The sequence below is a fragment of the Phycisphaerales bacterium genome (assembly GCA_029268515.1).
Taxonomy (GTDB): domain Bacteria; phylum Planctomycetota; class Phycisphaerae; order Phycisphaerales; family SM1A02; genus JAQWNP01.
Genome location: JAQWNP010000017.1, coordinates 48,891 through 64,113, shown reverse-complemented (window position 1 = coordinate 64,113; position 15,223 = coordinate 48,891). Strand labels below are relative to the sequence as shown.

Annotated in this window: 9 protein-coding genes; 7 read left to right on the top strand and 2 right to left on the bottom strand. The window is 51.6% G+C overall.

The window, feature by feature from the left end; translation table 11 throughout:
• The first annotated feature begins 213 nt into the window (after positions 1 to 213).
• Together P8J86_11990 and P8J86_11985 are read left to right on the top strand one after the other, a co-directional pair.
• Positions 214 to 576 carry an STAS domain-containing protein gene (locus P8J86_11990; protein ID MDG2055415.1) on the top strand — a complete coding sequence of 121 codons (363 nt, stop codon included), beginning with the start codon at positions 214 to 216 and terminating at the stop codon, positions 574 to 576.
• A 58-nt stretch (positions 577 to 634) separates the two neighbouring features.
• The gene (locus tag P8J86_11985) at positions 635 to 1,060 is read left to right on the top strand and encodes an ATP-binding protein (GenBank protein MDG2055414.1); all 426 of its coding nucleotides are present in this window, start codon (positions 635 to 637) and stop codon (positions 1,058 to 1,060) included.
• 574 nt (positions 1,061 to 1,634) lie between these two features.
• Here P8J86_11985 and P8J86_11980 read toward each other — a convergent pair.
• On the bottom strand, positions 1,635 to 4,541 hold the full coding sequence (locus P8J86_11980; protein MDG2055413.1) for a hypothetical protein: 2,907 nt from the start codon (positions 4,539 to 4,541) through the stop codon (positions 1,635 to 1,637).
• 302 nt (positions 4,542 to 4,843) lie between these two features.
• Entirely contained in the window at positions 4,844 to 6,139 is a 1,296-nt protein-coding gene (gene carA / locus P8J86_11975) for a glutamine-hydrolyzing carbamoyl-phosphate synthase small subunit (GenBank protein ID MDG2055412.1), read from the bottom strand.
• A gap of 26 nt (positions 6,140 to 6,165) precedes the next feature.
• Here carA and priA point away from each other — a divergent pair, with 26 nt between their 5' ends.
• The 5 genes from priA to P8J86_11950 all read left to right on the top strand — a co-directional run bounded on the left by priA (position 6,166) and on the right by P8J86_11950 (position 15,192).
• Positions 6,166 to 8,550 carry a primosomal protein N' gene (gene priA / locus P8J86_11970; GenBank protein ID MDG2055411.1) on the top strand — a complete coding sequence of 795 codons (2,385 nt, stop codon included), beginning with the start codon at positions 6,166 to 6,168 and terminating at the stop codon, positions 8,548 to 8,550.
• 84 nt (positions 8,551 to 8,634) lie between these two features.
• Positions 8,635 to 11,829: a 2-oxoglutarate dehydrogenase E1 component gene (locus P8J86_11965; GenBank protein MDG2055410.1), complete on the top strand. Its 3,195-nt coding sequence runs from the start codon at positions 8,635 to 8,637 to the stop codon at positions 11,827 to 11,829.
• 69 nt (positions 11,830 to 11,898) lie between these two features.
• Positions 11,899 to 13,224 carry a 2-oxoglutarate dehydrogenase complex dihydrolipoyllysine-residue succinyltransferase gene (gene odhB, locus P8J86_11960; GenBank protein MDG2055409.1) on the top strand — a complete coding sequence of 442 codons (1,326 nt, stop codon included), beginning with the start codon at positions 11,899 to 11,901 and terminating at the stop codon, positions 13,222 to 13,224.
• An 84-nt stretch (positions 13,225 to 13,308) separates the two neighbouring features.
• Entirely contained in the window at positions 13,309 to 14,235 is a 927-nt protein-coding gene (rsmH, locus tag P8J86_11955; protein MDG2055408.1) for a 16S rRNA (cytosine(1402)-N(4))-methyltransferase RsmH, read from the top strand.
• Positions 14,236 to 14,388: 153 nt separating this feature from the next.
• Positions 14,389 to 15,192, top strand: a complete 804-nt coding sequence (locus P8J86_11950; GenBank protein ID MDG2055407.1) for a LysM peptidoglycan-binding domain-containing protein — start codon at positions 14,389 to 14,391, stop codon at positions 15,190 to 15,192.
• Positions 15,193 to 15,223: the final 31 nt, after the last annotated feature.

Genomic DNA, 15,223 nt, shown 5'->3' with positions numbered 1-15,223 from the left:
TTGGCGACTAAAGTCAGGGGCGATTGATTCCAGAGATGATCGCCGATGGAAGTCGTACTGAAACCCCTCTGTCTGATTGGATCATGGGGCCGATGTGGAACCGAAACGAGTGCTCCGGTAGGATGAGCCGTAGGTGAGAAGAAAGTTCCCTCTTGCCTGATTCATAGAACCCCTGGCAACGATCACGTTCGCCAAAACTGCGGAGCCTGCTAAATGATGAATCCCGCCCAATCACGCGTTCGTGTTGAGGAAAGAGATGGCGTCACCTGTATCCTCTTCGTTGATCGCAACATTCTTGACGAAGCCAATATTCAGCAAATTGGTGCAGAGATATCAGAGATTATTGATCAGCGAGATACCCCCGCCATACTGATCAGTTTTATGGAGGTTGATCACCTTTCCTCTGCGGCCTTGGGTGTACTGATCACACTCAACAAGAAAGTTGCCGACAAGGGTGGTCAATTGAGACTCACCAATATTGACCAACAGATTATGGAAGTCTTTAAGATCACTAAGTTAGACCAGCTCTTTTCGATTCACGATACTGTTGAGGATGGGCTCGCCAGTCTCAATTGATCAAATGCCCTAGCAGGCCCCCACTTATACCGGTGATTTTGACACCGTTTGAGCCGTCATGCAAAGTGCCTCTCATCAAGTAACTCTTGCAGACCTTGAGCAAGCTACGCAGCTGCTACTGGAGCAACTTCTGCCCGCGCTTGAAGGGGCCGGCTACTCCGAAACGAGTCGCTTTGCTATTCGGCTTGCACTCGAGGAAACCTTGACCAATGCATTTCAGCATGGCAATCAAGGTGACCCCCGTAAAAAAGTATCGCTGAAGTGGGCCTTTGATGACCAAGCAGCCAACTTTGATGTCATCGATGAGGGCGATGGGTTTGATCCAGTAGCAGTGCCTGACCCAACGGTTGAAGAGAATCTAGAGATTCCCGCTGGGCGCGGCCTGATCTTGGTACGCTCATTTATGACTGAGCTACAAGTGATTGCCCCAGGCAATCACATCAAGATGCGCTACGTAGTGCCGACAGGCCAAGAGCCCGGCTAAGGAGATGCCTTTCGTAAAGGCATGCACTTCTGCTTGCAATGAGCGACAGAGATATGTTCTCCAGTCCTACCCACTAACTGACATTGGGACTGTCCAAGAATAGCCATCACCTTGCGGTGGCATCTCTGAGTTCAACGAATGCCAAGCTCTGAAAGTATTTGACATTCTCTTTCGCATAGTCGAGAGCGGTCTGACTTTTCGCATCTTTGATTTGTGGATTAGCGCCAGCTTCAATCAGCACGTGCAACACTTCAGGGCTTGTTCCCCACTGATCCGCAGCAATCAGTGGCGTCTGCCCATCTTCGCCTTACTAATTCAACTGAACACCAGATTCAACTAAAAGTCTGAAGACTTCTGGGCGGTGATTTCGTTTCACAGCCAACCGCAAAGTTGTCGTAGCAGGATTCTTACCCGTCAGGCTATTGACCAGAGAATCTTTATTGATCAACAGTCCCACTACTTCAGCAGTGTTATTTCTAATGGAAAGCTCTTGTTAAATGAACAACCGCCATCATCATCTGAGCGATGAGGATGGCGGTCATACTAAGCTTGAGCACGTTTCTGAACGTGTGTTTTAGCGAATATACGAGCTTGAGGTCGAAACTGAATCAGAAAGACCTGGGAACAAGAGGTCTTCATTCTCTTGCTGCACAATAATCTCAGGTCGCACAAGAATCAGTAGGTTCTTTTCTTCCTTTTCAGTCACACGATTTGTGAAGAATCGATTGAGCCAAGGCACCTTAGAAAGAACTGGAACACCCACCTCGACTTCGATTTCAGTCACCTTACGTTGTCCACCAATAAGCACGGTTCCCTTGTCAGGAATAGAGACCGTCGTATTAACGATTGTCAACTGCGTAATAGGCAACTGAATTTCACCGTTAAAATCGTTCGATTGACCTGGGATCACGTTTGCACCAGTCGCACCTGAGTAATTGAGTGACTCAAGTTTCTCTAGGACAGAGTACTGCCATCGAACAGTCATCGTGACATAACGTCGATCCGCAGAAATCACCGGATCAACGTCGAGCACGAAACCGTAGTCAAGAATCTCAACATCCGGTTGGAATGCACCCGATGCTTCACCAACGACTGGAATCAAGTTAGCAACGTATGCCTGCTGTGTGATAACCGCCACATCTGCCCGCTGACCATTGAAACAAGTAAGCCTTGGTGCAGTCAGCGTTACATTACGGCGATCAGCCTGTGTTGCCTCAATCAAGAGATCAACTTGAATATCGTCGAGAAACTGAATACCTAGTCCAATTGCGGGGTTTGCATTGAGAATCTGACCACCGAAGTTCGTCACACCCGCGAGCAGATCTGTAAGTCCTAATGAGTTTTGTTGTACCCCGATAGGCGCAAATCCTTGTCCGTTTTGCAAGGCAATCGGAGTGCCCACTGGCCCCTGAATGTAATTAACCTGACCACCACCAGCCGGTACACCAACTGCAGTTCCAGTTGAAATCGTATTGATGTATGGAGGGGCTGCTGGGTTAATTGTGTCACCGATGCCACCGTAGATCACGGCAGGATCTTTGGCAAAGAACTGCCTCGCGCCGGGTGTTGTATTGAAGAAGTCTGATAGGTGTGCGTTTGGATCCGCCGACAACATGTCACTCCACATGTCGTTGTTGGTGTTGAAGTAGAGATCCAGATCAATACCAATTCGCTCAAACCAGTTTGTTGCAACACTCAGAAAACGTGCTTCAATGTTGACCTGTAGGGCGCGAACTTCGCGAAGTTCGCTGAGTAGCCCAGTAATATCCTGGTGATTTTTAGGCGTATTGGTAATGATCAGATTGCCATTAAACTCGTTGATGCGACCAGTGGTACCGCCCATACTCTGCCATCCAGCAGGGTCTATATTCTCTTGAATAATGGATACCACTCGATCAATCGTATCCTCACGTGTTGGTTTATCTGCTTGATCATCGTCATCAAAGAGCGAGTCAGACGAGGCCATGGACATATTCGTACCGTTGTACGATCTACGCTGGGTGCCTGGTGCATTTCGATCAAGTTCTGGGGCCGAGTCAAATTGTGGTATTTCGGCCAACAGATCACGAATGTCATAAACGTCTGTTGTCGTTCGTCGGCGTAGTGCTGATTCGGTAGAAACAACAACCATTCCATCTTCAACAACCCACTCTGGGCGTTCAAAATCATCACCCATTTGCTCAAGGACACGTGTCAGTGCCCGGGATGCCGGCATCTCTGCGAGATGCACATCAACTGGAGTGTCCTTTGCCACGCCGATCGTATTGAGCGCCTTCCAATCAACATACATTGGTGCTTCAGTCACCTGCTCAAAGAATCGCATTGTCTGACTAAAGTCATGCTGAGCAAACTGCACAGGGACCGCAGTATTGTCCATTCGGTGCATTGCAATTTGATCTTCGGCTGAAAGATTCGCCCAACCCTCGCCGGCTCGCATCATGGTGATCTGTGGCCAATCTTCGGGATAGCTGATAAGGCCGCTCTTAGACTTTGGCCCCGGCCCGCTAATGTTAGGTGCGATTCCGATCGTGGCTGCCATACCCTTACGATCCATCTCTGCATAAGTCCACTCACGCAATCGCGTCATCTCTGCATAGTCAACATAAAGCTCTGTTGTCATCATGATGTCACGCAGCGTGAGGGCCGCAGCATTGTTTGGATCAATAAAGAGAATTTCATCAATCACTTGCAGCGCTTCGCGATATTTCAGTTCCATTTGGAGCTGTCGCACACGACGCATATTCTCAGCGATAAGCCGCTCGCGTTGAGCTGATGCCCTTCGCTCTGCTGTGGACTTGTCCTGGGAAGCCTGCTCAATCCGAGCCTGAGCCTCAAGAGCAGCCTGAGCAATACGCTCTTCTTCAATCTGCTCAATCAATTGTGATGATTTCAGATTCAATCGCTCAAACTCTGCCACCGTCAGGACGCCACGACTATTGCTTAGTTTTAGTTTGGCCTGAACAATCGCTCTATTGGCAATGACGTAGTTCCCTTGTGCCAATTGGGCCTGAGCCTGGGCAAATGCATCATCAAACTCAATGAGGGCCTTCTGACGTTGCTCACGAATACGCTGCTCTGTGTCAGTGAGCGTGCTCTGTTGGTTCAACATCGTTTGGGCTTCTGCTAAACCATCCATTGCGGCTTGGTTATTAGGCAAATAGTTCAAAGTCTCTGCATACTTCGCAGACGCGCGAACCCAGTTGCCTTGCGAAGAAAAATGCTCTGCTTCTGCAAGCGCCGCTTCACCGCGCGTTCGAGCAATCATTCGAGCCTCTTCATCCTGCGCCTCTTGAAATGCTGCATCAGATGCTGAGTCGTTAATTTCCTCTTGCTCGCGCTCTTGGACCTCTTCTGTTTCATTGCCCCCACTTGGCGCTGGTTCATTTTGCCCCATTGCTGATTGCTGTTGTAAAGCAATCACGGGCAAACCAAATAAGGCAGCTGCAATAATCAGCGTGCAAGATCTTTCCATCGTCTTCATACATCACTCCCAAACCACCGCCGATAAGCACTTGCTTACCACGCTGGCCTACTTCTGAATAACCACGTTACGTGGATATCCAAGGTTGGTGTGTTGGCCCCATCTCCGACCTGGAAATAAATCACCAAACACAGCCTAAAGACAGACAGATCGTGGGTGAGTGACGAAAAAAAACGACACTCGGAACCTCGTACCCCAAACCACAGATAGGCGATTCCACCACCAGGCTATCCTCGTCTCAGCAGAGTAGCGTACTTGCCCCGCGAATCGCCTGCAAGGTATGAAAACGCCCATTCTGAGCATTAGGTGAATGCCATGCTTGAAGATTCGAGAAGCATCTCAGCATCAAGCGGTCTAGGACGTTCCATCATGCTCCGAAAGCACCGAAAAAGGTCCTGAGCATCATGAGGCCCAGGTGATGCTTCGGGGTGATACTGAACACTGAAAATTGGTCGCTGAGGATGCCTGAAACCTGCCACAGTGCCATCGTTGAGATGCCTGTGAGTCACCTCAAGGCCAGCAGCCTCTAAAGAGCCTTCATCAACACAAAAACCGTGATTTTGGCTGGTGATTTCGACTCGACCAGTCAGTAGATTTCGAACCGGCTGGTTGGCCCCTCGATGGCCAAAACTAAGCTTATAGGTTGTCGCCCCTAAGGCCAACGCTAATAGCTGATGACCAAGACAGATACCGAAGGTTGGAATTCGCCCCGCGACCTTGCTCAGAGCCTCGATCCCCTCTGAAACCGCGGCAGGATCCCCTGGACCGTTAGATACCATCAAACCATCGATTTCACCACGCTCAATCAAGTCCTCAAGGCGTTGGGCAAGATTCCCCGCCGTCACGGCCTCCACATCACATCCAATATCACATAAGTTTCTGTATATATTGAACTTAGCGCCACAATCCATAGCCACCACACGCATCCTGGATGACTTGGCATCTAAATTTGCATTGCATCTGCCCCACTGCCCCAGTGTTTCGACCCAGATTCCAGAGGCTGTTGGAGCAACCTCATCTACAAGATTCCGGCCCTCAATCGTATCTGCTGCCTGAATCGACTTAATAAGCGCCTGGTCACTGACTGCTGAATCGCTACAGATGGCACCCCGCATGACCCCCTGGGTTCGCAGTCGCCTCACCAGTGCCCTGGTATCAATGCCCGTGATCGCTGGAACCCCTGCCTGATCCCCATTCCCAGATTCCAACCACTCTTCAAGGGACTTGTCCGCTCGGCAATTCGACCAACGGCGAGCCATTTGACGCACCACGAAACCCGCCACACGTGGCCCTCCGGATTCAACATCGTCTGGCGCGACCCCATAGTTACCAATCTGGGTTGCGGTCATGACCAGAATCTGCCCCGCATAACTGGGATCCGAAATCGCCTCCTGATACCCAGTCAAGGCAGTATTAAAGACAACCTCACCAAACCAGGTTCCAGCCTGAGTGGACCCAGCGAATGCCTGCCCATGAAAGATCGTGCCATCTTCCAGAGCTAAGCGTGCCGTTGAGTCTTTATTCGAAGGTGTTTTCATAATGCACCAACGGAAGTGTAGAGCCTGACCGACCTGCTTGCCAACAAACAACACACTCATACACATCAGTACCATTGAAGATCGCTATGCCTCACCTTTTCCCCCAAGCTCAGCCGATTGCCTACGCCCACATTGCTGTGGAGCGAAGTGTTGATCGATATCCCAACGGCCTGACCTATGCGATCCCACAAGAACTGGAATATGTGATGCCAGGACGTCGGGTGATCGTCCCTCTTGGATCGGGCAATACGCCAACACCTGGCTATGTCATTGATCGATGCACACAACTCGCAGACTTGCCCAATGCACCCCAAGATCCAGAGTCGATCAAACTCATTCTTGAAGCCAACGAGCCCTCCAGCTCGCTTCCTATTGAACTTATTGAGTTAGCAAGGTGGATTAGCAACTACTACGTAACACCCATCGGAATGACGCTTGCGGCAATGCTCCCTGCGGCGGTAAAAAAACAAGCTGGGCAGCAGCGCGTCATGATGGTTGACCGAAACGAGTCTGTTGAGATTCCACAACGCCTGCCCAAGAAACAAGCCCATGTCATGACGACGCTGATGGACCTACCCGCTGAGCAGCGCCCGATTGAACTTCGCCAACTCAAGGTCTTATGTGAGCTCGGAACAACCGGTCCAATTAAACGACTTCTTGATCGCAGCCTGTTACAGGCCACCGAAAACACCAGGATCCAGGCAACATGGCAAAGATCAACACAAGTTGTTGCTGAAACACCCACACTCACAACACAACAGCAACAAGTGATCTCTGAAATCACACCGTCACTGTCAGCGGGATTCAGCGCTCACTTACTCCACGGAGTGACCGCCTCTGGCAAGACTGAGGTCTACATTCGTCTTATTGAAACCGTTCTTGCTCAGGGTCGTAGCGCCATCTTGCTCGTACCTGAAATTTCACTCACCCCACAAACAGCTGGCCGACTCATCAGCCGATTCCCACAGCAAGATGTCGCCATTTTGCACTCCCAACTCACCGCTGCACAACGCAATCAACAGTGGTCTCAGGTCGTCTCTGGCCAGGCTCGTATCGTCATCGGCGCCCGTTCAGCTGTCTTTGCACCAATGCCACCCGAGCACCTCGGGCTTATTATTGTCGACGAGGAACATGACGGTTCCTATAAGCAGGATCAGATGCCGCGCTACAACGGGCGTGATGTTGCCATTCGGCGCGCTCAACTTGCGGACTGTCCGGTTGTTTTAGGCAGTGCCACACCCTCGATGGAGAGCTGGCACAATGCTCAGCGAAAGACGTACCAATTACATTGCATGCCCAAGCGGGTGCCTGGGATGCAGCTGCCGCAAGTGCATATCGTTGATCTTGCCCAGAGTCCGAAATCTGCTGGAAGCGATGGCGGTGTCGCACCAAATCTCTTAAGTCCTCCTTTGGTGGCAGCTATTGAACGCACGCTCGCGGAAGGTGGACAGACACTACTGCTGCTGAACCGCCGTGGATATGCCAACTACATCATGTGTGCTGCACAACAATGTGATTGGGTGATGCAGTGCGATCACTGTGACGTAACCATGGTCTACCATCGCAATGTGCCAACTGCCAAAGCAGGATATGTGCGCTGCCACCATTGCCTAACCCAACAGCGCCTGCCCAAGGCCTGCCCACAATGTAGCCAACGAGTCGCCACACTGGGGCTCGGCACCCAACGCGTGGAAGAAGCATTAAGAAAACGCTTCCCAGAACTTGATAATGAAACCAGCATGGCTCGTGTTGATTCCGACACCATGGGACGCCCAGGCGCCATTGAGATGGTCTTAGACCGACTCGGCTCAGGCGAGCTCAGACTCTTACTGGGCACTCAGATGATCGCGAAGGGACTGGACTATCCCGGCGTAAGGCTTGTTGGCGTGATCAATGCAGATACCGCTCTGTCACTGCCTGACTTTCGCGCCTCTGAACGTACCTTCCAGCTTGTCAGCCAAGTCGTTGGAAGATGTGGCCGCTCAACCAAGGCCGACTCTGGACCGAGCCACCACATTGACATGTCGCAAGAGTCTGGCAAAAGCCCGGCTCCCACAGCCACAGCCATCGTCCAGACGTTTAATCCAACGGCCCCAGCAATTACACTGGCCGCACAACATAATTATGATCAATTTGCGGAGCTCGAACTCAGCGGCCGGCGTGAGGTTGGGCTCCCACCCATCACACGTATGGCTCGCATCGTCTGCCGCGATCGTGAACTGGCCCAAGCGACGATGGCGGCTTCCAATCTTGCCACGGCGTTGAGCAACTTATGTGATGGACATGTCCGCATTATGGGCCCCGCACCGGCCCCTATTGCCCGTATCTCCGGCTACTTCCGTGAACAAATCGAACTGATCGCCGACGACCCAGCCTCGCTTCAACAAGTACTTGCCAGAGCGCGAGGCCAAGGAATTTTGGCTGCAAACAGCCAGGTCGCGATCGATGTTGATCCGGTGGTGCTGCTGTAAGCAGTTGCAGGCAATAAAAACCCTCTAGAGCAATGCTGTGGCGATAATTGCCGAGTATCAAACAAACCTCAGAGGCTAAACCTTGTGACACTCATCTTGACGCACGAGTGGCTACAATGCGATCCTCATAAGTGGTACCGCAGCCCGAAGGTGTTGCCCTCTATTGATGAATTATCCAAAACGACCTTCGACAATACGAAGCAAATAAAAGACACCGTGGACCAGATCCCAGACACTCCGAACGAATCATCGACAGCAGCGCCACTTGATCGATCTATCAACGGATGGAACGCCGAGTACCTCGATGCGATGTACAACCGCTGGTCAATGGATCCTGCATCCGTCGAAACACCTTGGCAACGATTCTTTGAAGGCTTCGACCTCGGCACACGTGTCGCGGAAAATGAAACAAACGAAGATAACGCAAGCCTCTCGAACACAGAAGTCCTACCAACCAGCACCCCGTCTTCCTCAACCGAAGACCAAGCGGGGCAACATCTATGGGCCCAAAACCGTGTCTTCGGCTTGGTGCATCGCTACCGAACCTTGGGGCATCGCGCCGCTCAACTAGATCCACTGGGACGACGACCGCAAAACACGGAAGGACTTTCGCTTGAAAGCGTCGGCCTATCCGATGCAAACCTTGATGAGAAATTTGATTCGCAGGGCTTACCGCTGCCAGATCAAACGCCACTACGCGATATTGTTGATCTCTTATCACGCACCTACTGCGGCCACATCGGCACCGAGTACATGCACATTCAAGATATTCAGCAGCGACGCTGGGTGCAGGAGCACCTTGAGTCTATTGGTGGAAAGCCGATATTCCCCACGGAACAACGCATCCGAATGTTGCGAAACCTTAACAAAGCCACCAGCCTCGAAGCATTTTTACACACACGATACGTCGGCCAAAAGCGATTTGGACTCGAAGGGTGTGAGTCACTCATACCGATGCTCAACGAGATTGTTGAAACCGCCGCTGATGGTGGCGTTGAGGAGCTCTCATTGGGCATGGCCCATCGTGGCCGACTCAATGTGCTTGTTAACGTGCTTCATAAGACCTATGACGAGCTCTTTACTGAGTTCGAAGAGTCACTGCTTGAAGACTTCACAGAGGGCGGCGGCGACGTAAAATATCACCGTGGATATAGCGCGGACTTTGAAACAATTGGCGGCAAGCCTATTCACCTGACGCTCGCCTCTAACCCAAGCCACCTTGAGTATGGACACTCGGTTGTGCTTGGCCGCGCTCGTGCAAAACAACGACTCAGAAGTGATGAATCGCGTTCAAAGTGCGTCCCTCTTTTGATTCATGGAGATGCTTCATTCCCTGGCCAAGGGATTGTTGCAGAGATGCTCAACCTCTCACAACTCGATGGCTATACGGTTGGCGGCACGATCCACATCGTGGTCAATAACCAAATTGGCTTTACAACCAATCCACATGATGGTTTTAGTGGGCACTATTGCACTGATCTTGCAAAGACGATTGATGCGCCAATTTTTCATGTCAACGGCGATGATCCTGAGGCATGCTCGTTTGTTGCCTTGCTTGCTCTTGAGTACCGACAAACTTTCAATCGCGATGTCGTCATTGACTTATGGGGCTATCGCCGCCATGGACACAACGAGTCAGACGAACCAACATTCACCCAACCAGCGCTCTATACCGCAATCAATAATCAGCCAACGGTGCTCAAGCAATACGAACAATTTCTTCTTGAACAAGAAGTCATTTCCCAGCCTCAACTTGAAGCGATGGATCAAGAGATCCACAACGCACTGGACGCATCACAACAAGTCGTAAAGACCAAGCCTGTGCCATCCCCGGTCGAGGCTTTCCGAAATGTCTGGCGTGGGCTCAGTCAAGAGTACACAGAAGATGCTGTCAAAACAGCAGCGACCCTAGAAGAACTGAAGCTGGTCTCAAAAGCACTTTGCACTGTTCCTGAGGGGTTTACCCCACACCGAAAGCTCAAAAGACTACTGAGCTACCGCGGCCAGGCTGTTGCAGAAGATGAGCCCATTGACTGGGGGCTCGGCGAGATGTTGAGCTACGGCATCCTGCTCCTACATGGCCATGCGGTTCGGCTCACCGGCCAGGATTCCGAACGGGGCACCTTTAGTCATCGCCATGCGGTCATCTTCGATCAAGTGACAAACGAGCCATATATTCCGCTCAATCACATTGCTGATGATCAAGCAAAAGTGTGCTTATATAACAGCCCACTTTCAGAAGCTGCTTGTGTTGGCTTCGAATATGGCTATTCATTGGGCGACCCCCGCATGCTGGTGATCTGGGAAGCTCAGTTCGGCGACTTTGCGAATAGTGCCCAGGTACTACTCGATCAGTTCGTGGCATCTGCAGAGATTAAGTGGAAACGATCCTCAGGCTTAACGCTCTTCTTGCCACATGGATATGAGGGCATGGGGCCAGAGCACTCTTCAGCTCGTCTCGAACGCTACCTGACGCTTTGTGCGCATAACAACCAAGTCGTTTGTAATCCCACGACACCCGCACAAGTTTTTCATATGCTGCAAAGACAAATGGAGCGAGCGTTCCGCAAGCCGCTGGTGGTCATGACACCAAAGAGCTTGCTGCGTAATCCACAGGCAACCAGCCGTTATAGCGATCTCATTGAGGGCACTTTCAAACGTGTGATTGACTGCCCAATTGCGAAGAATCCTGAACGCATCAAACGCCTTCTATTCTGCACGGGCAAGGTGTACTACGACCTGGTCGACCAGATGACCAAGGCAGAGCCCAATGACATCGCCATCGTGCGGGTGGAGCAGCTCTATCCAATACATGACCCAGACTTTGAAGTGATTTTCAAAAAGTACAAGAATGCTGAAGAAATCATTTGGGTTCAAGAAGAACCAAGAAACATGGGTGCCTGGCAGTTCATTCAAGATATATTCCGACACCACTTCGGAGTCATGCTTGACTACATCGGCCGGGAAGCCAATGCCTCACCGGCTGCGGGATCAAACAAGATGCACATGGCTGGCCAGCAGCGCATTAAGAATGCGGCTGTAGGCATCCCCAAAAGCGACCAAAAAGCCAATGCAGGGCGATTTGGCGATGAAGATCCATATCACCTGATTATTGATACACGGCGTCAACAAGCGCCGAAATGCCAGGCGGTATCGGCAAGCTCAAAAGCCACTGGAACCACAAGTTCTAAGAAGAAGATGAAGAAAACCACCGGGTCGAGAAAGAAGACGACCCAATCCAGAAAGAAGACAGCTGGCCGCCGTGGCAAGTCCCGTTAGTCCTTTGTGAGATTAGTTACAATAACGCTCCCTAATAAGAAACCAAGTTCGTAATTCGGGTAACCACCTATGGCCAACAACATTGTCATTCCAAGTCTTGGTGAGTCAATTGTTGAAGTCACTGTCGGACGTTGGCTAAAGAGCAATGGTGACTTCGTACAACAAGATGAAATGCTTGTTGAAATTGAGTCAGATAAAGTAACACAAGAACTACCTGCGGCCAGTAGCGGGCAATTGTCCATCTCGGTGCCAGAGGGCACGGAGATGAAAGTCGGTGACACCATTGGCTCGATTGATTCCGCAGCCCAACCGACCGCCACGCCCCCAGTTGAAGAACTTCCGCCAACGGTAGCGCCAACTTCAGAGCCTGCAGCTGTTGTTGAGCAAGCAACCGCTGCTGTCCCGGCACCACCTGCTCAGCCAGCGGCAGCACCACCAGCTGCTCAGCCAGCGGAAGCGACCTTCGCTCGACGTACTGATCCTGTCCCCACGCCTTTGGCTCGAAAAGTTGCCGAAGCTTCCGGTGTATCACTCGCTGAAGTACATGGCACAGGCCCCTCGGGACGAATTACCAAGGCAGATGTGATGGCTGCAGAAACTCGACAGCCACCTGTGGTAGCAGCACCAGTCCAACCCGTGCCGCAACAAGCACCCGCTTCAGACGCCCCATTAGTGGCCAATGCCACGCGTGGCGCTCGACGGGAACGGATGAGCAAACTCCGTCAGCGCGTTGCTGAGCGCCTCGTGTCTGCCCAACAGACAACGGCCATGCTCACGACCTTCAATGAGATTGATATGAGCCAGGTGATGCGGCTTCGAAGTGAGCACAAAGACAGCTTCATAGAACGATATGGCGTCAAACTGGGGTTCATGTCATTCTTCTGCAAGGCCTGCGTCTCCGCACTTCAGGCTTATCCCCGGGTCAACGCATACATCGTTGGCCAGGAGATTGAATATCACGACTACGCTGACCTTTCTGTTGCAGTAGGCACTGACAAAGGACTTGTGGTCCCGATCATTCGTAATGCAGAGACCATGGATTTCGCAGAACTGGAAATGTCCATTGCAAACATGGCTGCTCGAGCTCGCGAAGGTAAGCTCACCGTTGAAGATATGACCGGTGGCACTTTCACCATTTCCAACGGTGGCGTCTACGGATCATTGATGTCAACACCGATACTCAATCCACCACAGTCAGGCATCCTTGGCTTACATAAAATTATGAAGCGGCCTGTAGAGGACACGACGGCTGATAGTGGTGTGGCACTCAAACCAATGATGTATGTGGCGCTGAGCTACGACCATCGCATGATCGATGGCGCTGAAGCCGTCGGCTTCCTGATCCATATCAAGAACTGCATTGAGAACCCAGAGCGCATGCTCCTTGGGCTCTGAAACAAAGCCACTCCTGAGACTATCCTGATTAGGGCAGAGATTGATAAAGACAGAATCTTGCGCCCTGCTCGTGCGTATCGCGCTATGAATGAACCAGCCCACAAACCCGTCTTACTCAATGAGACTCTTGAACTGCTCAACCCACAACCGGGCGAGATTGGTCTTGATTGCACCTTTGGTGAAGGCGGGCACAGCGCTGCCATTGCACAGAGGCTCAGAGGTCTAGAGTCTGGCCATCTTTTTGCCTTTGATCGTGATGGCACACGTCTCGACGCCACCATTGGCCGACTTCTCCAGCAGGGGCTACCGGTCACTGCCATCCATGAGAACTTTGCCGGTGCCTGCCGTGAAATCAAAGATCGAAATATCCGACTGGATCTGCTCCTGGCTGACCTTGGCACCAACTCTGTCCAGATCGATACTGCTGAGCGGGGCTTTAGTTTCTCCAAAGATGGCCCCCTGGATATGCGGTTTGACCCCTCCTCAGGCCCTACAGCGGCCGATCTCATTGCGACATTGCCCGAATCGGAGCTGACCAGCTTGATCCAGCAATATGGCCAAGAACCCCTTGCTGGGAAGATCGCTCGAAAACTTACACAGAATCGGGGCCAGAAGCCGATTCTCTCCACTGGTGCGCTTGCGCAACTGGTACGGGAAGTTTATGGGCGACGTGCAGCACAATCCCGGATCAACCCCGCCACAAGGACGTTCATGGCCTTCCGAATTGCTGTGAACGACGAACTGGCTGCTCTTCACGGTCTTATGGACGATATTGTCCAGGGGGCAGAGCAGACAAACCAAGGTGGCTGGCTGAATCCGGGCGCACGAATAGGCATGATTGCCTTTCACAGCCTTGAAGACCGCCCAGTCAAGCGCACCTTTAACGATCTGGTTCGCCGAAATCTGGCTGACCACGTCACGAAAGGGGTAATTCGTCCAGAAACGGATGAACAACAAGAGAATCCACGATCACGCTCTGCGAAATTACGCGTCATTCGCCTTCGCAAATAAAGCCTGATCGTGAGGAACTCAACGGAGGTTGTCAACGGACTGACTCCTCCAACTCAAGATGCACCGCTTGTATTTTGAGATTGATCTGGCCTCTGGCTCTGGCGCTTCGGAGATGCGCACGGCCCAGTCAAGCAAGCAGGGACGCTGCGCATCATGACCCGGGAACATAAACTGGCTCTTGTCGTTGGATTTGGACTTATTCTTATTGTCGGAATCCTGATCTCAGACCACTTCTCAACAACTGCACGATTGGCCACCGCTGATCTCAGTACAACCACCGATGGTCTCTCTCAGAACAACCAGAGACAACGGACGCCCGACCTGATCGAGGTCTACCCTGCCGCAGTCAACCTCACACAAATAGAGGCAACCGCTCCTGCCCCAGTTGCATCAGCTTCGAACCCAACTGTGACCAGCACATCGGCAGTGAGATTGGCCTCAAATGTCACTGAGCCGACGAATCCACGCCAGCTTCGCACTCCGAATCTACAGCAATTAGCTCGAACAGCTTCCTCAACAAATGCAATAGCGACTTCGGCTGACTTTGATTTCTATCAGGTACAAAGTGGTGATTCACTCACAAGTATTTGTCGCGCTCACTATGGCGACACCAATATGGTCAAAACAGTGGCTCGCTACAACGGCCTGAGCAATGCCAATCAACTCCGCCTCAACCATCGACTTCGCCTTCCCAAGGCGTCAGTTGTTTTAGGTGAAACAGTGATAGTTGCAGCCACACAAAAACCACGTACACCAGTCTCTACGTCCAATGCAGGGCAAAAAAACGGGTATGCCACCTATAAAGTCGTACCTGGAGACACATTTTCAGAACTCACACAGAAGTTGATGGGCTCTGTCTCTCACATGGATGCCTTCCTAAAGATCAATCAGGCAACGATCTCTAATCCAGATCAACTCCGTGTCGGGATGGTATTGCGGTACCCCACTGCTCACTAGTTCGCCGTAAAGACTCGCTCGGGAGCGCCGG

Coding starts and splice junctions, on each gene's coding strand:
- carA (MDG2055412.1), bottom strand. CDS start 6,139: ATGAGTGTGTTGTTTGTTGGCAAGCAGGTCGGTCAGGCTCTACACTTC.
- P8J86_11985 (MDG2055414.1), top strand. CDS start 635: ATGCAAAGTGCCTCTCATCAAGTAACTCTTGCAGACCTTGAGCAAGCT.
- P8J86_11980 (MDG2055413.1), bottom strand. CDS start 4,541: ATGAAGACGATGGAAAGATCTTGCACGCTGATTATTGCAGCTGCCTTA.
- priA (MDG2055411.1), top strand. CDS start 6,166: ATGCCTCACCTTTTCCCCCAAGCTCAGCCGATTGCCTACGCCCACATT.
- P8J86_11950 (MDG2055407.1), top strand. CDS start 14,389: ATGACCCGGGAACATAAACTGGCTCTTGTCGTTGGATTTGGACTTATT.
- P8J86_11990 (MDG2055415.1), top strand. CDS start 214: ATGATGAATCCCGCCCAATCACGCGTTCGTGTTGAGGAAAGAGATGGC.
- rsmH (MDG2055408.1), top strand. CDS start 13,309: ATGAATGAACCAGCCCACAAACCCGTCTTACTCAATGAGACTCTTGAA.
- odhB (MDG2055409.1), top strand. CDS start 11,899: ATGGCCAACAACATTGTCATTCCAAGTCTTGGTGAGTCAATTGTTGAA.